We start from the raw sequence: 18,095 nt of genomic DNA on the forward strand, positions 1-18,095 counted from the left end.
TCTGACAGGTAACGAGGATAACAAGTATGGCAAGCGAGAGCGTCAGCAAGGTGCTGGCGATGCTGAAAGACAACTCTGTCGAGTACGTCGATCTGCGATTCACCGACCCACGCGGCAAATGGCAGCACACGGCGCAGCACGTCTCCACGATCCATGAGGATGCGCTACGGGACGGCATCATGTTCGACGGCTCCTCGATCGCCGGTTGGAAAGCGATCAACGAGTCCGACATGATCCTGATGCCGGACACGACGACCGCGGTGATGGACCCGTTCGCGGCCAAGCCGAGCCTGATTCTGTTCTGCGACATCATCGAGCCGTCGACCGGTCAGTATTACGCGCGTGACCCGCGGGCCACCGCGAAACTGTGTGAGGCCTATGTCAAGTCCAGCGGCATCGGCGACACCGTTTCAATTGGCGCGGAAGCCGAATTCTTCATCTTCGACAGCGTCAAGTTCGGCACTGGCGGTAACTTCGGCAGCTACCACCTGGACAGCGTGGAGGGGCCTGGCTCCAGCCTGAAAGATTATCCGGAAGGCAACATGGGTCATCGCCCGGCGGTGAAGGGCGGTTATTTCCCGGTCCCTCCGGTTGATGGCGACAGCGACCTGCGGGCCGAGATGCTGTCCACCATGGGTGAGATGGGTCTGCCGATCGAAAAGCACCACCACGAGGTGGCTCAGTCGCAGCATGAGTTGGGCACGAGGTTCGCCTCGCTGTGCACCATGGCCGACCAGATGCAGATCTATAAGTATTGCGTGCACAACGTCGCGCACAGCTACGGCAAGACCGCGACGTTCATGCCGAAGCCCATCTACGGTGACAACGGCTCTGGCATGCACACCCACATCTCGATCTGGAAGGAAGGCAAGCCGTTGTTCGCCGGCAATGGGTACGCCGACCTGTCCGAGACCTGCCTGTACGCGATCGGCGGCATCATCAAACATGCTAAGGCGATCAATGCGTTCTCCAACCCGTCGACCAACAGCTACAAGCGGTTGATTCCGGGCTTTGAGGCACCGGTTCTGCTGGCCTACTCCGCCCGCAATCGGTCGGCATCCTGCCGCATCCCCTACACGACCAATCCGAAGGCAAAGCGCGTCGAGGTGCGGTTCCCGGATCCGAGCTGCAATCCATACTTGTCATATGCGGCGATTACGATGGCAGCGCTGGACGGCATCAAGAACAAGATCCACCCCGGCGACCCGATGGACAAGGATCTCTACGATCTGCCGCCGGAAGAGCTGAAGGATATCCCGACGGTGTGCGGCAGCCTGCGCGAGGCGCTGGGTGCTCTTGCGGCTGACCATGCCTTTCTGCTGGAGGGCGGCGTATTCAGCCAGGATCAGATCGAAAGCTATATCGAGCTGAAGTGGAATGAAGTGTACCGGTTCGAGCACACGCCGCATCCGGTCGAGTTCGAGATGTATTACTCGGTCTGACAGACCCACCAGTTCCAGTGATTGCGACCCCGCTGCCTCGGCAGCGGGGTTTTCTTTTGTCCAGGCTGCCCTGTTCGATAGCTGGCGCGGCAAAGCGGCGCATATGCTTCCATCGTAACCTTTCGGTCCTTTGATGGAAGCAAGGCGGGTGCGGCTGTTTCCCCATCGTGATGCCCTATGCTGATCGCGCCTGGGCGATCCAAATCTGGCAGGAAGGGCCGCCAAGGGCGTGGTATCGGGTACGGGTGAACGCTGCTTCCCGCTGTGCAAATGCCATTTAATTAAGCACACGAGCACAACTTCCGCCGGCTCCTATGCGTGCGGCACGGCGAATCTGCCTCTTTTTCAAGTTGGCACGATTGTTGATTTACACAATCCACGTCCCGGCCGTGCTTGGTTCCTGGTGGCGTATCGAAACGAAAATCGGAATACGGGTATGACGCCTTTTTCCATCAACACCGAGATACCGGAGTGCCGGCCGACATGAAACTAATCATGGCCATCATCAAGCCCTTCAAGCTGGACGATGTGCGGGAGGCGCTGACACCGCTGGGCGTGCAAGGACTGACCGTCTCCGAGGTCAAGGGATTCGGTCGCCAGAAAGGGCAGACCGAAATCTATCGCGGCGCCGAGTACCACGTCAGCTTTCTTCCGAAGATCAAGATCGAGGTGGTCGTGCAGGACGACCTGGCCGATCAGGTCATCGAGGCGATCGCCAAGGCTGCCCATACCGGGAAGATCGGCGACGGCAAGATTTTTGTTCTGGACATAGAACGGGCGATGCGCATCCGCACCGGCGAAGTCGATTCGGAAGCACTGTAAGCAACAAGGATAGGGAAACCGGAAGATGAAGAGACTTCCCCGGGCTTGGGGGCTGGGTGCGGCGTTGCCGGCCCTGCTGCTGGCGATGCCCGCATTCGCCGATGACGGCCCGCCGAAACTGGATAGCGGCGATACTGCCTGGATGCTCGCCAGTACGGCGCTCGTTCTGCTGATGACCATACCCGGCCTGGCGCTTTTTTACGGCGGCATGGTACGTAAGAAGAACGTTCTTGCGACACTCATGCAGTCCTTCGTGGTCTGCTGCATCGTGACCATTGCCTGGTGCGTGGTTGGCTACAGCCTGGCCTTCACACCAGGCGGCGCCTATGTCGGCGACCTCTCACGCATCCTGCTGAGTGGCATCGCTGATCATATCAGCAAAGGCAATGACACGCAGGCCTTCGTGCTGGCGTCGGGCATCAAGGATGTGTCCAGCATGTCCACGACGATCCCCGAGACCGTCTACATGATGTTCCAGATGACCTTTGCCATCATCACGCCAGCACTGATCTGCGGTGCCTTTGCCGATCGGATGAAGTTCTCGGCGCTGTGCATCTTCATTACGATGTGGTCCATCCTCGTCTATGCGCCGATCGCGCACTGGGTGTGGGCTCCGTCGGGATGGGCCGCACAGATGGGCGTTCTGGATTTCGCCGGTGGCACGGTCGTGCATATCAATGCCGGTATCGCGGGCCTCGTGTGCGCCCTGGTGCTGGGCAAGCGGGTCGGTTACGGCACGGACAACATGGCACCGTATAATCTGGCTTACGCGGTTATCGGCGCTTCCCTGCTGTGGGTGGGTTGGTTCGGCTTCAACGCCGGTTCGGCGGTCGCCGCCAATGGCCGGGCTGGCATGGCCATGGCAGTGACGCAGATTGCCACCGCCGCCGCGGCCCTCGGGTGGATGTTCGCCGAGTGGATCACCAAGGGCAAGCCGTCGGTCCTGGGTGCGATCTCGGGCGCCGTCGCCGGTCTGGTCGCAATCACGCCGGCCTCGGGCTTCGTGCTGCCCGGCTCCTCGATCATCATCGGCGTGGCCGCTGGCGTCATCTGCTTCTGGTCGGCGACCAGTCTGAAGCACATGCTGGGCTACGACGACAGCCTGGACGCCTTCGGTGTGCACGGCATTGGCGGCATTGTCGGTGCACTGCTGACCGGTGTATTCGCCTATGGACCGCTATCCGCGACCGATGCATCGCCAGACGGGACCTCGGGCGGGTTGGACCAGCTCAAGCTGCAGGCGATCGGCGTGTGTGCCACGCTGATCTATAGCGGGGTCATGACATTCGTCCTGCTGATGATCACCAAGGCCCTCGTCGGCCTGAGGGTAACCGAGGAAGAAGAGCGCGAGGGTCTCGATATCGTCCTGCACGGTGAGCAGATCTTCTAGGCGGCAGGGGGACGTTCCGGACAGCCGGGATGTCCCCCGATCTATATGCGGATATCAAATTCCACATATGGAACGTTTATCCGGATTTCGGCTACTCGGGGACATCCGAACGGTCGTAGCGCCTCGGATCCGATGCAGGGAGCCGGCCTGAAAATGGGATCACAAGAATGACCATCAGCAAGCTTTGGCAAGGCACGTGCCTTGCCGCTGCGGCGACGATCGCCTCTGGCCTGGGAACGGCGTCCGCGCAGACCGCGGCCGCTCCGGCCGACACAACCTCGCCGCCCGCCGCCACCACCCAGGCCGCGCCCACGCCGGCCGCCGACGCCGCGCCTCCCCCCGGCTTCTGGATCGATGGTATTCATCTTTCCGGCCAGATCGAAGGCGGCGTCATCTTCAATCCGTTCCGGCCGAGCACCGGCCTGAACTGGGGACAACTCTTTACCGACCATGCCAACCAGGCGCAGCTCAATCAGGTGCTGCTGACGGCGAACAAGCCGTTAGACCCGAAGGATCCGAATTTCCAATGGGGTTTCAAGCTGCAGGGGATGTATGGCTCCGATGCCCGCTATACACAGTACCTGGGCATCATGAACCAGACATTGCCCGGAGACCGTTATCAGTTCGATATAGTCGAGGCGAACGCGCTATTCCATCTGCCGGTGCTGACCGACGGCGGCGTCGATATCAAGGCCGGCCTGTATCCAACCCCGATTGGCTTCGAAACGATCGATCCCTCGACCAATCCGTTCTACTCGCACAGCTACATCTTCCAGTTCGGCCTGCCGCTGAAGCACACGGGTGTGCTGAGCACGACGCATGTCAATGACATGCTGGATATCTATGCGGGCCTCGACACCGGCACCAATACCACCATGGGCATCCTGGGGGAGAACAACAGCGCCATTGGCGGGATTGGCGGTTTCAACCTGACGTTGATGGGTGGCAATCTGACCATCCTGGCCCTGACCCATGTCGGGCCGGAGCAGGCGTCCCGTGTCCTATCCCCGCAGGGCGTCAATGCGAACGGCGAGTGGCGCTCCTACAGCGATGTCCTGGTCACCTACAAGATCAACGATTCGCTGACATCCACCACCGAGTTCAACTGGATTCGCGACGCCTATGGCTACGTGAACAAGCCGGTGAACGGGTTCGGCGTCGCCCAATACCTGTCCTATGCGTTGACCTCGAACATCACGTTGAACGGCCGATATGAAATCTGGCGCGACGATAACAACTTCTTCGTGGCGTCCTACTCGGGCAACAATGATCCGATACGGGTGCAGCAGGGTCTGTCGCCGGTGTCCGGTGTCTACGTGGCACCCGGCGGTGGCGGCACCACATACGGCGCGTTGACCCTGGGTGTGACCTGGAAGCCGGATATGCCGAACCCCGTCTCGGGGTTGGCGGTGCGACCGGAAATCCGCTGGGATCACGCATTCACCAGCAACAATCCGTTCAACCAGAACCCACCTTATTACACCAAGGGTACAGCCAACAGCTTCACCTTTGGCGCGGACGTGATCCTGACTTTCTAGGCGTAAACACCGGGATTCAATTTGAATCCCGGTGTCCCTTTCCAGAATACGATCGCCCGGACCGGCGGTCTGAAGCCGTGAATCATGCTCGGACGGGTGATGGCGACGCTGGCCTTTTCGTTACAGAGTCAGCCCGCCGTCCACGGTGATCGTCTGCCCGGTCACCATCGCGGCGCCGAAGGCAAGGAACAGCACGACCTCGGCCAGATCCTCAGGCTGGCAGCGGCGCTTCAAGGCCGCGCGCTCGATCGATTGCTGCCGCTCCTCATTCGTCCAGTTCACCATCCAGGCGGAATCGACCGCACCCGGGGCGATCGCGTTCACCCGCACCTCCGGCGCCAGCGCGCGCGCCAGGTTCCGTGTCAGGCTGACGACACCCGCCTTGGAGGCGCCATAGGCCAAGCTGCTACCGGCATAGCCCAGGCCGGCAATGGAGGCGGTGCTGACGATCGACCCGTGCGCGGCCTTCAGGGCTGGAGCCGCAGCCTTGGCGCAGCGGAAGACACCCAGCAGGTTCACCTCCAGCACGGTGTGCCACAGATCCTCGGTGATCAGGTCGAGTTCCCGCGGCTCGATCTTGCGGCTGGTTGCCGGCGTGCCGGCATTGGCGAACAGCAGGTCCAGTCGGCCGAGGTCGGCGACTGCCTTGTTCACCATCGCCACACCCTCGGCGGCATCGCCGACATTGCCCGGCGCCATGATCGCCTTGCCGCCGCCGGCAACCAGCTTGTCGACCGCTTCCGGCCCGCGCGGGTCGTCGGCCAGGAAATTGACCGCGACGGTGCAGCCGAATCCGGCCAGCATCTTTGCCGTCGCGAAGCCGATTCCCGACGCGCCGCCGGTCACCAGAGCAGTCTTGCCAGTCAGATCATACGTAATCATTTGCCCTCCATCGGTCCGATTCTCCGCAGCGCCTGCTTCAGCGCCAGCAGCTTCCTGTCACGTTCACGGAACAGCTCCTCGGGGCTGCGATCGCCCCAGTCGAAATAGCCCTTACCCGCCATCACGCCGGTGCGGCCTTCGGCAATCAGCCGATCCAGCGTCTCGCTGTGATCGCGCGGCACGGGCGGTGCGTAGCTGCGGTTCTTCATCCCCTGCTGCATCAGCAGCAAACCGGTGAAGTCGGCTTTCGCCATGATGCCTAGAATCGGGATGCGCAACGCCAGGCCATGCAGCACCGAATCGTCGATATCCTTCGGCGTTACCAATCCCTCGTCCAGCAGCCGGTACACTTCGAGCTGCATCGCCGCCTGCAGCCGGTTGGCGACATAGCCCTGCACCATTTGCTTGAACACGACGGGCGCCTTGCCCATCGCCGCGACCATCGCGCGGACCGTCTCGACAGCCGCCGGGTCGGTGCTCGGCCCCGGGCACAGATCGACCAGATCGCACAGATAGGGAGGCGTGTACCAATGGGCGATGATTGCCCGTGTCCGCAGTCCCGGCGGGACCAGCGGAAAGATGTCGAGGTTGGAGGTATTGGATGCCAGGATCGCGTCCGGCGCCATCAGCGTTTCCAGCTGGCCATACAGCGCCTTCTTCACGTCCGGCCGTTCGACCACGGCCTCGATGACGACCGCCGCATTCTGCACTGTTTCAGCCAGGGATGGCATACAACGAACCGCCGTTGACAGCCATTGGCGGTTCTTCGCCGCATCCACCTCGCCGGCCTCGGCCAGGGTGGCGAGTGCGGTTGCCATCAGCTCCGGCGCTCGGCCCAGCGTATCGGGGTTGTTATCGGTCAGCCGCACCTGATGGCCGCCCAGTGCAAAGACCAACGCCAGCGCGTGACCCATCAGGCCGGCGCCGACGACCGCTACCTCCGCCATGTCGCTACACTCCTTCCGGCGCCCACGGTTCCGGTGCCTTGATGTCGATATTTGTGGCGACGTCGACCACGACGGTTTCATCCGATGCCATCGCCTCACGCAGGGCTGGGCCGATTTGTGCCGGTTCCTCGACACGAATGCCGCGCAGGCCGAATACACGCGCGACGTCGGCGAAATTGGTCGGGCCGAACAATCCCATCTCGGCCGGGTTGCCGGGCCGGTTGCCCTGCTGGCGCTGGATGCTCACCCAGCTCTGCCCAAAGCCCGAGTTGTTGTTGACCACCAGCGTCACGGCGATGCCGCGGCGGCGGGCGGTTTCCAGCTCCGTCAGGTGGTAATAGGCGCCGCCGTCGCCTGACCAGCAGATCACTTTGCGCTTCCCGGCCGCGCATTTCGCGCCTAATGCGGCGGGGAAGGACCAGCCCAGGGAGCCGGCGGCACGCAGATAAGTCTGGCCCGCGCCGTTCAGGTCGATCAGCGTGCTGCTCCAGATGCCGGACCAACCGGTATCGGCTACCAGAATACCATCTTCGGGCAGCGCGGCGGTGATTTCGGCGCATAGCCGGTCCGGCCAGATCGGCACCGAATCGCTCGCCAGGCGTTGTGCTATGCCTTCGCGCCAGGCCGCCACGATCTCGGCGGCCCGGTCGGCATAGGACGTATCGCGCCGCGGCTTGCCGAGGGTGTCGATCAGCGCGGCCAGCGTCGCTTTCGGATCGCCCATCAGGCTGAGCGTGTCGGGATAGGAACGGCCGAGCTCCGCCGGATCGATGTCGATCTGGATGCACGGCGTGTGAATGGAGGGAATCCGGTATGTGTGGGTCACCTGGTCGCCGGTGTCGCAGCCGACATAGACCACCAGCTCGGCCTCATGGACGATCTGGTTGGCGGGCGGCGCGGCGTAGTTGCCGACGCAACCGATCGACAGGCGGTGGCGGGTCGGAATCAGGCCGCGGCCGCCCAGTGAGGTGCCGATCGGCGCTGCCAGCAATTCGCCCAGCCGCAGCAATTCCTTGCCGGCCTTGGATGCCATCGCGCCCTCGCCTGCGATCAACACGATCTTTCTGGCCTGCAGCAGTCGAGCCGCGGCGCGGTCGATCTCAGTCGCGGCGGCGGTCGGACGATGCGGCGGCATCGTCATTTGCAGCACCGGATCAGGTCCCGGCGTTTCGGCAACCTGGCCGGCTTCCAGCAGGTCAGCGGTGTGGCCGATCAGATCCAGATAGGCCGGCCGCGGCGTGCCCGTCATCGCTTCCCGCCAGGCCTGGCGCAGCAGGCGGGGCAGTTCCGCGGCGGTATCGACGCGCGCACGAAATTTCGTCACCGGCTGGAATAGCGGCAGATGGTCCAGTTCCTGATAGGCATTCCGATGCTGCAGGGCCGGCGGCTTGAACCCGGTAAATGCAATCACCGGCGCTCGGCCCAGGTAGGCATCCTGCAATCCGGACGCCAGATTGGCGGCGCCTACCGCCTGGGCGAAGCAAATACCCGGCCGCTCGGCGATGCGTGCGTAGCCATCGGCCATATAAGCGACCGCCTTCTCGCTATGGCCCAGGATGCGTTGCACACCCAGGCCATCCAGCTCGATCAAGGTGCGGCGCAGGATCGCGTCGATGAAGAAGACATGGGTAGTGCCGTTGGCCGCGAGGCTGCGGGCGAGGTATTCGGCGCCCGTGACCGGGTCTGGGCTGGTCATGGAGGTTTCCCTGGCTGTGCCGGGACACCTTTAAACCATGTCGGTTCAAGCCGAAATCAGGGGGAGATTCGCCAGGATCAGTGAGTCGGGCGGTTCCGCAACAGGTCGTATTGCAGCTGCGCCTCATGCAGATCCCGGGCGCGGTCAATGAACTCCCGGCTGCGCATCAGTCGCTGCTGGCCCTTGGCGTCACGCCCCCGCTCCAGCGTTTCCAATACAAATTGGTTCTTCATCGACACATCGGCGGCCATCAGGCATTCGGCGCTGGTCCGCGGATGCAGTTCTGCCATGAACCGCAGTGTTTCGTACCAACGGCGGACGCGATCGACAAACGTATCCTCCCGCCGAGCGGGAATGTGCTCGCACATCACGCCGAACAGACGCTCCAGAAAGGGATCATCGACGGGCGGCGGCGGCTCCTCGTCCGGCGCACAAGCGGGCTGGGTCATGGGACGAGCGGCAGTTCCATCATAAGAACATAAATAGAACATGACCGGCTTTGGAGTCAAGCGACATGCCACCCTGACCAAGGCAGCGTGCCGCTGAAACAATTGACTGAACGTCACCGCCGCCGCACCGTCATCGCCGCATCGAGATCAACTGGACCACGCCATGAAACCCCTTATCGCCAGCACATTCATGCAGGCCTACCACATTCCCCGTGCGACCGGGATCGAGGCGCTGACACTCACCGGCTCGCATGTTCCGACGCCGGAACGCGGCCAGGTCCTGGTGCATATGCACGCGGCCTCATTGAACTACCGCGACCTGATGATCGTGGAAGGCCGCGCCGCGCGGGGCGCGCCGCCGGAAAACCTGATTCCATTGTCGGATGGCGCCGGCCTCGTGATCGCGGTCGGGCCCGAGGTCACGCGCTTCAAGCCCGGGGACCGCGTTGCTGCCTGCTTCATGCAAAGCTGGGTTGGTGGCCCGTTGAGCGCGGAGGACGGTGCCAGCGCCCTGGGGGGTGCGCTCGATGGCGTGCTGGCGGAGTACCGCCTGTTCGATCACCAAGGCCTGGTGCGGTTGCCGGAACACCTGTCATTCGAACAGGGGGCGACCTTGCCCTGCGCCGCGGTCACGGCCTGGAACGCCCTGTTCGGTGGCCAGCCGCTCTCGCCTGGCGATTCCGTCCTGGTCCTGGGTACCGGCGGGGTATCCGTCTTCGCGCTGCAATTCGCCGTCGCCGCGGGGTTCCGCGTGATCGCGACCTCCTCCTCGGACGAGAAGCTGGACGTGATGCGTCATCTGGGTGCCGACCATGGCGTAAATTATCGCCGGCACCCTGAATGGCAGGAGGAGGTCCTGCGTTTGACCAACGGCGACGGCGTCGCCCGTGTCGTCGAGGTCGGCGGTACCGGCACGCTCGCTCGGTCCATCCTCGCCACACGTCTGGGTGGGGAGATCGGCATGATCGGTGCGTTGACCACGGGCGGGGAAATCAACCCGACCACGGCGATGCGTCGCAACCTGATCCTGCGCGGAATCTATGTCGGTTCGCGCCAGATGTTTGAGGCGATGAACCGTGCCATCAGCGCGCATCGGATCGAGCCGGTGATCGACCGGGTCTTTCCATTCGCGGCGGCGGCAGAGGCGTATCGCCACCTCAAAAGCCAGACGCATTTGGGGAAGGTGGTGATCCGCATCAGCGAATAGGCGGAAAAGCGGGGCACCCAGGCCTATATCCAGTTAAATGTGCCCGGGCATGCCGCCCGGAGGCCTCATGCGAGGGTTTTTTTCGTGCGTCTGTTGATCGCGCTTCTGCTTCCCTGGTTGCTGTTCTTCACCATCGGTCGGCCCATCGCCGGACTGGTGTGCCTGATCCTGCAAGTCACGCTGATCGGATGGGTCCCGGCCGCGATCTGGGCGGTCTATGCGCTCAGCCAGTTCGAGACGGATCGAAAGATCGATCGCGCTTTCGGCGGCCCATCGCGCTGGTAGGCGGTCAGTCCGCCAGCAGAGGCGCCGCCTCCGCCATCGTCAAAGCCTTCGCATTCAGCAATGCGTCGGTGGCGGGCGTCTCCCAAGGGGCTTCGTACGTCATCGCGTAGAGTTGGAAGTCGCCGAAGGCGACCTGCTCCATCTCCCGATAGGCAGGGTGGTATTCGATCCAATCCTCGTCGCGGCCGAACCGGTCGCGCGGATGCAGCACCGCCGGGTGGCGGTCCGCGGTGCGGGCCAGTTCATCCAACCGCCCTCCCGCGAGCTGGCAGAGCCGTTGATAATGCGGCAGCAACCGGTCCAGTACGTCGCCCGGCAGATACAGCGCCAGCGGGTCCCGCAGACCGCGACCGGCCGCGAAAAAATCCCAGCCGGAGCAGTCCGGCGCGATCCAGTCGGAGTCGGAGCGGACCGGGGAGATCGCGGAATCGTCGAGAAGCATGGCTCGTTCCCTGGGCGTCGTTCCCTGAGCGTCGTTCCCTGGGCGTCGTTTTCTGGCCGCGGTTTCAGGGGTATGGTTTCCGGAAATGGACGGTCACGTCCTGCCTTCGGATATGGCCAGCCTAGGGATCCGCTGGTCTCGACCATGAGGCCTGCAGGCCTGGATTGAAGGGAGAGTGCGTGCAGACACCCGAGGCCCTGGTGGCGACCATGTTCGGCTCGCCATTGATCGCTCAGTTGCCTGGGGCATCTCCACTGTCTGACTCCGCCGCGGCGTTCGACGTGCTGGCGGCTCGGCTGGCTGGCGCGTCGGTGGTGCTGTTCGATACGGTTTCACCCGCCCGGCTGAACGACTTCTTCCGGTTGCGCCTGACCCAGGTGCTTCAGGAGGCTCCCCCTTTGCCGGCCCTGTCTGTCGTCCCGCTCACGGTTTCGGACGATTGTGCCGCGGTCCCTGGCGGCTTCGCCGAGCGATTCCGCTCGTCCTGGCCGTTTGAACGGTGCGTTTTCGCGACCTTGGGGGCGGATGTGCCGCCCGCCTTGATGCAACTGGGCGTGCCGGTCACGCGGCTCGATTCGGCGGAGGCTCCGGTCGTGTTGTCGACAGAAGCCGCCGCCGGCCAGCGGGTCGCTCTGCAAATCCAGCGGATCTGGCCGCGCTGTGGCAGCACGACGGCATTCCAGAACCAGGTCGAGGCCCTGGTGCGCGCCGGGTTCCTGACGATCCGGGTCTTTGCCGAATATCAGCACCGGCGCGGGGAGACGCTGAACCGCACAGTTGCGCGCCTCCTGCCCGAGAACAGTGTGGATTGGGGTGCTCATATCGACGTCGTGGCGGTGCCGCGCGGTCCGTATCGGGCGAAGCCGAACCAGGCGGCGAACATCGCTTGGGCATCCGCTTTGGCCGAGGCTGCAACATGTGCCATCGACGATGTGGCGATCGACCAGGCGGCCCGGCGCGCGAGCGCGGTGATGACCAACCATTTGTTCACCGTCGGCCTGGCTTTGAACCTCGCGCCGCAGGCCAAGCTGATCTTCGACCTGCACGACGACATCGCGGCCGCCTACCGGCAGGCGGCCTTGATGCAAGGGGGTTCGGGGTCCGACCTGGCGCAGGCCGAGGCCGCGGCGAATGCCGTGCAAGCCGCGGTCCTGGCCATCCCCGACCTGTGCACGCATGTGAGCCAGATCGAGCTTCAGGCCTGCCGCCTGTTCTCGCGCCAGGCCGCGATCGTACTGCCGAAGCCTTACGTTGCCATGACGACCGTCGAGAGCAAGCCGGCCTTCGATCTCCTGCTGGTCGGTGACCGCCATCCGTTCAACGTCGCCTCGATGACCTGGTTCCTGGAGGAGGTCTGGCGTCCTTATCTGGAACCGGCCGGCCTTCGTCTGGTGGTCGCCGGCCGGGTCGGCGAGTCGATCGACCGGACACGATTCGAGTCGTCCCGGCTCCACATCCCGGGCTTCGTCCAGGACCTGGAAGCCTTGCGGGCATCCTGCCGCCTGAGCGTGATTCCGGATCGGTTCGGCGCGGGACTGCCGATCAAGACACTGACCGCCTTGGCGGCCGGTCATGCGGTGGCCACAACGTCGCATGGGTTGCGGGGGCTGGATCCCGCTCTCGTCGGCGCTTTGCCGGCTTTCGACACGGCCGCCGACCTGGCGGGCGACATCGTCTGCCTGACGACCAATCCGACCGCCCTGGCGGAGCGCACAAAGGTGGTGCGGGAGATTGCGGGAACACTTGGCGGCGGACCTGGCTACGGGGACTGGCTGAGTCGCATTCCACCGCCATCGCAGGCACGTCAGGCGGAGCGGCTGGAGCAGTGGAGTGTCATCGTGGCGCCGGCCGTGCATGCGCCGGTGGAACCTTTCCGTCTGCCGGTTGGCGAACGATTCCCGATGTCCGGCTCCGCCTGGGACGATCAGGTCTTGCTGGAGGGCTGGCATCTGCCCGAACAGTGGGGCCGATGGATGGACGGCACCCGCGCCACCGCCTTGCTGCCGTGCGACCCTTCGTTCCGCGCGCCGCTGGCGTTGGAAATGGACGTCGAGCCGTCACCGATCGACGCGGCGCTGTCGATCCTTCTGAACCAGGCGACGGTCGCGACGCTGCGGCCGGTCGCGGGCTCGAACGTCCTGGTTCTGCCGCCGGCGCTGATCGCACGCCAATCCGCGCTCAGACTGGAGTTTCGTGCCGCCGGGTCGGTCTGTCCCGCTGATACCGGAGCCCGGGATGAGCGGGTCCTGGGGATAGGCTTCCGAGGTCTGCGGCTGGTTCCCTGGGCGCCGTTGCCGCTGTCGCTGCGCCAGACCGTCCGTATCAACCGCGCCGCGCACGTGCCGCGCGGCGCGCTGCTGGGCAGTTGGCACCCGATCGAGGATTGGGGCTGCTGGACCAGCGGCACCGATGCGATCATCCGCGCATCGTTCGACGCACCGTTGAGCGGCCAGCACCGGCTGCAACTCGATCTAGCCGCGACACCCGTTCCGGTGACGTTGACGATCAGCGTGGACGGCGTGGCGTTGCCCACGGGCACCGCCAAGGCGGGACGTAACACCTGGTTGCTGCCCCGCCACCTGACCGAGGGACGGCGCGAGATCGCGCTCGGCCTCCATGTCCTGCGCCCGTATAGCCCGAAGCTGCTGGGCCGATCAGGCGACGACCGGATTCTGGGCGTGGGCGTGCAAGGGATCGGAATCACGCCTGTGCGCGGTCCGGTGACCAGTTTGGGAAGCATGGTCCAGGTGACCGCCGGGGTCGCCGAGGGTGACCTGCTGCCGGATGGCTGGCATGGGGTGGAGGCCTGGGGATGTTGGACCAGGCAACCGGTCGCGACCGCGCTTCTTGGTTTCAATCCGGCTCTGCCGCATGAGGACCTGTTGTTGGAATTGAACCTCACCGCACCCCTGTCGGAACTGCCGCTGACCCTGATCGCGAACGGCGCCCCCCTCCCGCCCAGGCTGGTGCGAAGCGGTTCCAATATCTGGCCGCTGCCACGCAGCGCGACCGCGGGGAAGGACGATCTGCGGATCGACCTAAGGCTTGATCGCACCGTCCGGCCAGTCGATATCGGGGCATCCGCCGACGAGCGGCAGCTGGGCGTCGGATTACGATCGCTCCGGGTTTATCCTAACGCGTGACGGATTCCGCCCGCACGGCCGAAATACTCAGCGGTTGCCGAGGCTGTCCGCCGGACTCGCCGAGCAGGTGATGATGGACGCGTTCAAGCCTGAGCGGATCGTTCGGACTCGGCGATCTGCGCCCGCAGCGTGTCGATGGCCACCAGCGTCCCATCGCGTTCGAAATGCCAGAACGTCCAGCCATTGCAGCTTGGTGCGTTCTGTAGCAGCGCCCCCATCTTATGGATCGACCCGCGGAGCTCGCCCGCGCTGAGCGATCCGTCCGGCCCGACGACTGCCATCACGCGGCGCTGTCGGTCGAACAACATTGTCCCCGGCGTGATGAACCCCTGTTCCACAAGGCTGCCGAACGGCACTCGCGGCGCCTCGCGCTTGGTCGGCGCGGTGGTGGCACCCTCCACCGAGACCGGCCGCGTTCGCCGCACCCGACCGATCGCCGCCTCGGCGTAAGCGGGATGGCGCTCTATCCCGATAAAATGGCGCCGCAGCCGCTTGGCCACCGCCGCCGTCGTGCCGGTGCCGGCGAAAGGGTCCAGGATCAGGTCGCCCTGGTTGGTGCTGGCCAAGATCACGCGGTGCAGCAGCGCCTCGGGCTTCTGGGTGGGGTGCAGCTTCAGGCCATGTTCATTCCGCAGCCGCTCCTGGCCCGTGCACAGCGGAATGAACCAGTCGCTGCGCATCTGGACGTCGTCGTTCAGCGTCTTCATCGCCTGGTAGTTGAAGCGGTAGCGGGCGTCCTTGGACCGGGCGGCCCAGATCAAGGTCTCATGGGCGTTGGTGAAGCGGCGGCCGCGGAAGTTCGGCATCGGGTTGGATTTCCGCCAGATCACGTCGTTCAGGATCCAGAACCCCAGATCCTGCAGGATGGCGCCGATGCGAAAAATATTATGGTAGGCGCCGATCACCCAGATCGTACCGTCCTTGCGCAGCAACCGCCGGCATTCGGCAAGCCAGTCCCGGGTGAACGCGTCATAGGTGGCGAAATCGCTGAACCGGTCCCAGTCGTCGTCCACGCCGTCAACCAGGCTCTCATCCGGACGGCGCAATTCGCCCCGCAATTGCAGGTTATAAGGAGGGTCCGCGAAGACGCAGTCGATCGACGCTTCGGGCAGCATGCGCATCATCTGCACACACTCTCCGCGCAGGATCTGGTCCAACGGAAGCTCCAGGGTGTCCAAGTGCGGCGTCCCAGCCCCCTCAATGCAAAAGCAGGATCATTTCAACCTGTTGATCGTGGCCGGCCCGCCGAAGTCGCGTCAATCGGCAAACGACATCAATGCAGTGGCGAGACAAAGCCGGCACACCGGATCATATCCTGGTCCGCTTTCGCGTGACCGGGATGGTCACGCTCCCCAGCGCGGCAGGGCCGGACACGCGCCCTCGCGTGGTAGTGACAGAAACGCGCTCTTGCTCGGCAGAGATGGAGACGCGCCTTTGCTCAGTAGAGATAGAGACGCGCCTTTGCGCGATGGTGACGGCAGGGGAGAGCGTTGCCGTGGCCTCGAGCTCCAGTTGCAATTGTGCAACCGTCCCGAACCCGGCCCGGTGATGCCAGGTGGGTCCCAGCCGTCCCAGCGCGCTGCGGTGTGCCTCGGTCGCATAGCCGGCGTTGGATTCCCATCCATAGCCTGGCCAGCGCACCGCCAACCGGTGCATCGCCCGGTCGCGCACCACTTTCGCGACGATGGATGCCGCGGCGATAGACAGGCAGGCCGCGTCGCCCCCCACCACGCATTGCACCTTGCAGCCCAGCTTCGGCGGATAATTACCGTCGACCAGAGCCAGATCGGGGGGCGCCTGCAGGCGGGATACGGCACGATGCATTGCCAGCATGGCCGCGTGCAGGATGTTCAGCCGCGCGATCTCGGCGACCGAGGCGGCGCCGATGCCGATCTCCACGCCGGCGAGCCGCAGCGCGGCATAGGCTGTCAGACGCTGCGCCTCGGTCAGCTTCTTGGAATCGTCCAGCAAATCCAACAGCGCCGCGGGCGCGTCGTCCGGCAGGACGACGGCGGCAGCCACCACCGGCCCGGCGAGGGGGCCTCGGCCGGCTTCATCAATGCCTGCAACCCGGCCGCCCGCGGCCCGTTCCATATCCAGCGTGGGCATCCCGCGCACGTAGCAGGTCGGGCCGAGTCGCGGAAATGCTCCAGTGGCGGAATCGGTCGCGGAAGCAGCCATACATGGGCCCAACCAATGAGGCTCTTCGCGTTTCCCACGCCGGCTGTTAAGAACCGCCGCCATGGCCGCTATCGCCTCTATGACCGGTTTTGCCCGCACCGAGGGTGTCACGGCGGGTCTCGCCTGGGTGTGGGAACTGCGCAGCGTCAATGGCCGCTCGCTGGAAGTGCGGTTCCGGCTGCCCACCGGTTGGGACAGCCTGGAGCCATCCTGGCGGGATCTGGCCAGCAAGGCTTTGAAGCGTGGCAACGTGACCGCCAACCTGACCGTCAAACGGCAGTCCGAGGCGCGGCTGGAGCTTGATCCCGCCGCGCTGGAGCAGGTGCTGTCCATCGTCAATGATCTGCATCGGCGCATGCCAGGCAGTCCGCCTCCGGCTGCCGAGGCGCTGCTGTCATTGCCGGGCGTGCTGCGGCAGGCGCAAGCAGACCAGCAAGCGGACATTGCCGCCGCCGCATCCGAAGTGCAGGCCGGCCTCGCCGCCGCGCTACGGGCCCTGACCGAGGCGCGGCGCGCGGAAGGTGCGCGGCTGGGAACCGTGCTGGCGACCGTGCTGGATGAAATCGCGGCTCTGCGGGACACCGCCGCCGAGCAGGCTGCCGATCAACCCGCCGCCCAACGCGCGCGGATGCTGGAAAGCGTCGAGGCATTGCTGGGCAGCGCACCCAAGCTGCCGGACGAACGCATCGCCCAGGAAGTTGCGCTGCTCGCCAGCCGGTCGGATGTGCGGGAGGAGTTGGACCGCCTGACCAGTCATATCGAGGCCGCCCACGATCTTCTGCGCGAAGCCGTCAATATCGGCCGCAAGCTGGATTTCCTGACGCAGGAGTTCAATCGCGAGGTGAACACACTGTGCAGCAAATCGGCCTCCACGGCGCTGACCGCCACCGGGCTGAAGCTGAAGGCGGCGGTGGAGCAGCTACGTGAGCAGGTGCAGAACATCGAATGACATCGGTTGCGCGCCGCGGTGTCTGCCTGGTTCTCGCGGCGCCGTCCGGAGCCGGCAAGACCGCGATCACCGACGCGCTATTGGCCAGCGAGCCGGAGCTTCGGCGATCGATCAGCGTCACGACCCGGGCACCGCGGGCCAGCGAGGTGCACGGCGTCCATTACCACTTCCTGAGTGAGAGGGAGTTCGAGGCTGCCCTGGCGGCCGATGCGCTGCTGGAATGGGCGCGGGTGCTACGGGGCTCCCATGCCTATGGCACGCCGCGCGCGCCTGTCGAGGCGGCTCTGGCGGCCGGTCAGGACCTGGTGTTCGACATCGATTGGCAAGGCCATCGTGCTCTGCGCGAGAAACTGCCAGGCGATGTGGTGTCCGTCTTCATCCTGCCGCCAGACCTGCGGGAGCTGGAGATCAGGCTGCGCCAGCGCGCCGGCGATGCCGAGGCGGAAATCCGGCGGCGTATGGAAGTGGCTCACGAGGAGATCAGTCACTGGCCGGAGTTCGATCATGTTGTCGTCAACGACGATCTGGCGACCGCAACAGCCACCGTGCGAGCGATCCTGCACGCGGCAAGGGTCGCAACTGGCAGGCAGGTCGGTCTGGCCGAGTTCGTCGTGCGCCTGATGCCCTGAAGCATGACAGGGTCGGGTTGACCCTGTCATGCTTTATCAACCCTTTGATTCAAAATCGTGATTCACGCTTTACAACCGCCGGCTTCAGGCGAT

The 18,095-nt window shown here is 64.5% G+C and carries 15 protein-coding genes and 1 pseudogene; 9 read left to right on the plus strand and 7 right to left on the minus strand.

Features of this window, described 5'->3' with window-relative positions; all coding sequences use genetic code 11:
- Positions 1 to 26 precede the first annotated feature (26 nt).
- From glnA to VHC04_RS21565, 4 genes are all read left to right on the plus strand, one after another.
- A complete protein-coding gene (gene glnA / locus VHC04_RS21550) occupies positions 27 to 1,442 on the plus strand; it encodes a type I glutamate--ammonia ligase (RefSeq protein WP_325684795.1) in 1,416 nt (471 codons plus the stop codon).
- Positions 1,443 to 1,925: 483 nt separating this feature from the next.
- Entirely contained in the window at positions 1,926 to 2,264 is a 339-nt protein-coding gene (locus VHC04_RS21555; protein WP_325684796.1) for a P-II family nitrogen regulator, read from the plus strand.
- A gap of 25 nt (positions 2,265 to 2,289) precedes the next feature.
- Positions 2,290 to 3,654 (plus strand): ammonium transporter, encoded by a 1,365-nt coding sequence (locus VHC04_RS21560; protein ID WP_325684797.1) that lies wholly within the window; start codon positions 2,290 to 2,292, stop codon positions 3,652 to 3,654.
- Positions 3,655 to 3,821: 167 nt separating this feature from the next.
- Positions 3,822 to 5,192, plus strand: a complete 1,371-nt coding sequence (locus VHC04_RS21565) for an outer membrane beta-barrel protein (RefSeq protein WP_325684798.1) — start codon at positions 3,822 to 3,824, stop codon at positions 5,190 to 5,192.
- Between the two features lie 120 nt (positions 5,193 to 5,312).
- On the opposite strand, the gene VHC04_RS21570 is transcribed toward VHC04_RS21565, so the two are convergent.
- From VHC04_RS21570 to VHC04_RS21585, 4 genes are all read right to left on the minus strand, one after another.
- On the minus strand, positions 5,313 to 6,074 hold the full coding sequence (locus tag VHC04_RS21570; RefSeq protein ID WP_325684799.1) for an SDR family NAD(P)-dependent oxidoreductase: 762 nt from the start codon (positions 6,072 to 6,074) through the stop codon (positions 5,313 to 5,315).
- Positions 6,071 to 7,021, minus strand: coding sequence for a 3-hydroxyacyl-CoA dehydrogenase family protein (locus VHC04_RS21575; protein WP_325684800.1), 951 nt, complete (start codon positions 7,019 to 7,021; stop codon positions 6,071 to 6,073). The genes VHC04_RS21570 and VHC04_RS21575 overlap by 4 nt, the downstream gene beginning before the upstream one ends.
- A 4-nt stretch (positions 7,022 to 7,025) precedes the next feature.
- Positions 7,026 to 8,717 carry a thiamine pyrophosphate-binding protein gene (locus VHC04_RS21580; RefSeq protein ID WP_325684801.1) on the minus strand — a complete coding sequence of 564 codons (1,692 nt, stop codon included), beginning with the start codon at positions 8,715 to 8,717 and terminating at the stop codon, positions 7,026 to 7,028.
- A gap of 77 nt (positions 8,718 to 8,794) precedes the next feature.
- Positions 8,795 to 9,166, minus strand: a complete 372-nt coding sequence (locus VHC04_RS21585; RefSeq protein ID WP_325684802.1) for a hypothetical protein — start codon at positions 9,164 to 9,166, stop codon at positions 8,795 to 8,797.
- A 163-nt stretch (positions 9,167 to 9,329) separates the two neighbouring features.
- Here VHC04_RS21585 and VHC04_RS21590 point away from each other — a divergent pair, with 163 nt between their 5' ends.
- Positions 9,330 to 10,373 (plus strand): zinc-dependent alcohol dehydrogenase family protein, encoded by a 1,044-nt coding sequence (locus tag VHC04_RS21590; protein WP_325684803.1) that lies wholly within the window; start codon positions 9,330 to 9,332, stop codon positions 10,371 to 10,373.
- Positions 10,374 to 10,457: 84 nt separating this feature from the next.
- Positions 10,458 to 10,658, plus strand: a complete 201-nt coding sequence (locus tag VHC04_RS21595; protein ID WP_325684804.1) for a YqaE/Pmp3 family membrane protein — start codon at positions 10,458 to 10,460, stop codon at positions 10,656 to 10,658.
- Between the two features lie 4 nt (positions 10,659 to 10,662).
- Here the strand turns inward: VHC04_RS21595 and VHC04_RS21600 are convergent, their stop codons facing one another.
- Positions 10,663 to 11,100 carry a hypothetical protein gene (locus VHC04_RS21600; RefSeq protein ID WP_325684805.1) on the minus strand — a complete coding sequence of 146 codons (438 nt, stop codon included), beginning with the start codon at positions 11,098 to 11,100 and terminating at the stop codon, positions 10,663 to 10,665.
- 179 nt (positions 11,101 to 11,279) lie between these two features.
- Here VHC04_RS21600 and VHC04_RS21605 point away from each other — a divergent pair, with 179 nt between their 5' ends.
- Complete coding sequence (locus tag VHC04_RS21605; protein WP_325684806.1) at positions 11,280 to 14,243, plus strand: glycosyltransferase family 4 protein; 2,964 nt, start codon at positions 11,280 to 11,282, stop codon at positions 14,241 to 14,243.
- An 83-nt stretch (positions 14,244 to 14,326) separates the two neighbouring features.
- Here the strand turns inward: VHC04_RS21605 and VHC04_RS21610 are convergent, their stop codons facing one another.
- The gene (locus VHC04_RS21610) at positions 14,327 to 15,367 is read right to left on the minus strand and encodes a site-specific DNA-methyltransferase (protein WP_325684882.1); all 1,041 of its coding nucleotides are present in this window, start codon (positions 15,365 to 15,367) and stop codon (positions 14,327 to 14,329) included.
- Positions 15,368 to 15,734: 367 nt separating this feature from the next.
- Positions 15,735 to 16,352: pseudogene (locus VHC04_RS21615) on the minus strand (ribonuclease HII); the annotation flags it as partial.
- Positions 16,353 to 16,485: 133 nt separating this feature from the next.
- Here VHC04_RS21615 and VHC04_RS21620 point away from each other — a divergent pair.
- The gene (locus tag VHC04_RS21620; RefSeq protein WP_325684807.1) at positions 16,486 to 17,373 is read left to right on the plus strand and encodes a YicC/YloC family endoribonuclease; all 888 of its coding nucleotides are present in this window, start codon (positions 16,486 to 16,488) and stop codon (positions 17,371 to 17,373) included.
- Positions 17,370 to 18,002, plus strand: a complete 633-nt coding sequence (gmk, locus tag VHC04_RS21625) for a guanylate kinase (RefSeq protein WP_325684808.1) — start codon at positions 17,370 to 17,372, stop codon at positions 18,000 to 18,002. Before VHC04_RS21620 ends, gmk begins: the two co-directional genes overlap by 4 nt.
- Positions 18,003 to 18,095: the final 93 nt, after the last annotated feature.

The sequence above is a fragment of the Rhodopila sp. genome (assembly GCF_035548095.1).
Lineage (GTDB): Bacteria > Pseudomonadota > Alphaproteobacteria > Acetobacterales > Acetobacteraceae > Rhodopila.

What these genes read in the sequence shown, in the direction of transcription:
- glnA (WP_325684795.1), top strand. Translation starts at nt 27, where the DNA reads ATGGCAAGCGAGAGCGTCAGCAAGGTGCTGGCGATGCTGAAAGACAAC.
- VHC04_RS21555 (WP_325684796.1), top strand. Translation starts at nt 1,926, where the DNA reads ATGAAACTAATCATGGCCATCATCAAGCCCTTCAAGCTGGACGATGTG.
- VHC04_RS21560 (WP_325684797.1), top strand. Translation starts at nt 2,290, where the DNA reads ATGAAGAGACTTCCCCGGGCTTGGGGGCTGGGTGCGGCGTTGCCGGCC.
- VHC04_RS21565 (WP_325684798.1), top strand. Translation starts at nt 3,822, where the DNA reads ATGACCATCAGCAAGCTTTGGCAAGGCACGTGCCTTGCCGCTGCGGCG.
- VHC04_RS21570 (WP_325684799.1), bottom strand. Translation starts at nt 6,074, where the DNA reads ATGATTACGTATGATCTGACTGGCAAGACTGCTCTGGTGACCGGCGGC.
- VHC04_RS21575 (WP_325684800.1), bottom strand. Translation starts at nt 7,021, where the DNA reads ATGGCGGAGGTAGCGGTCGTCGGCGCCGGCCTGATGGGTCACGCGCTG.
- VHC04_RS21580 (WP_325684801.1), bottom strand. Translation starts at nt 8,717, where the DNA reads ATGACCAGCCCAGACCCGGTCACGGGCGCCGAATACCTCGCCCGCAGC.
- VHC04_RS21585 (WP_325684802.1), bottom strand. Translation starts at nt 9,166, where the DNA reads ATGACCCAGCCCGCTTGTGCGCCGGACGAGGAGCCGCCGCCGCCCGTC.
- VHC04_RS21590 (WP_325684803.1), top strand. Translation starts at nt 9,330, where the DNA reads ATGAAACCCCTTATCGCCAGCACATTCATGCAGGCCTACCACATTCCC.
- VHC04_RS21600 (WP_325684805.1), bottom strand. Translation starts at nt 11,100, where the DNA reads ATGCTTCTCGACGATTCCGCGATCTCCCCGGTCCGCTCCGACTCCGAC.
- VHC04_RS21610 (WP_325684882.1), bottom strand. Translation starts at nt 15,367, where the DNA reads ATGATGCGCATGCTGCCCGAAGCGTCGATCGACTGCGTCTTCGCGGAC.
- VHC04_RS21620 (WP_325684807.1), top strand. Translation starts at nt 16,486, where the DNA reads ATGGCCGCTATCGCCTCTATGACCGGTTTTGCCCGCACCGAGGGTGTC.
- gmk (WP_325684808.1), top strand. Translation starts at nt 17,370, where the DNA reads ATGACATCGGTTGCGCGCCGCGGTGTCTGCCTGGTTCTCGCGGCGCCG.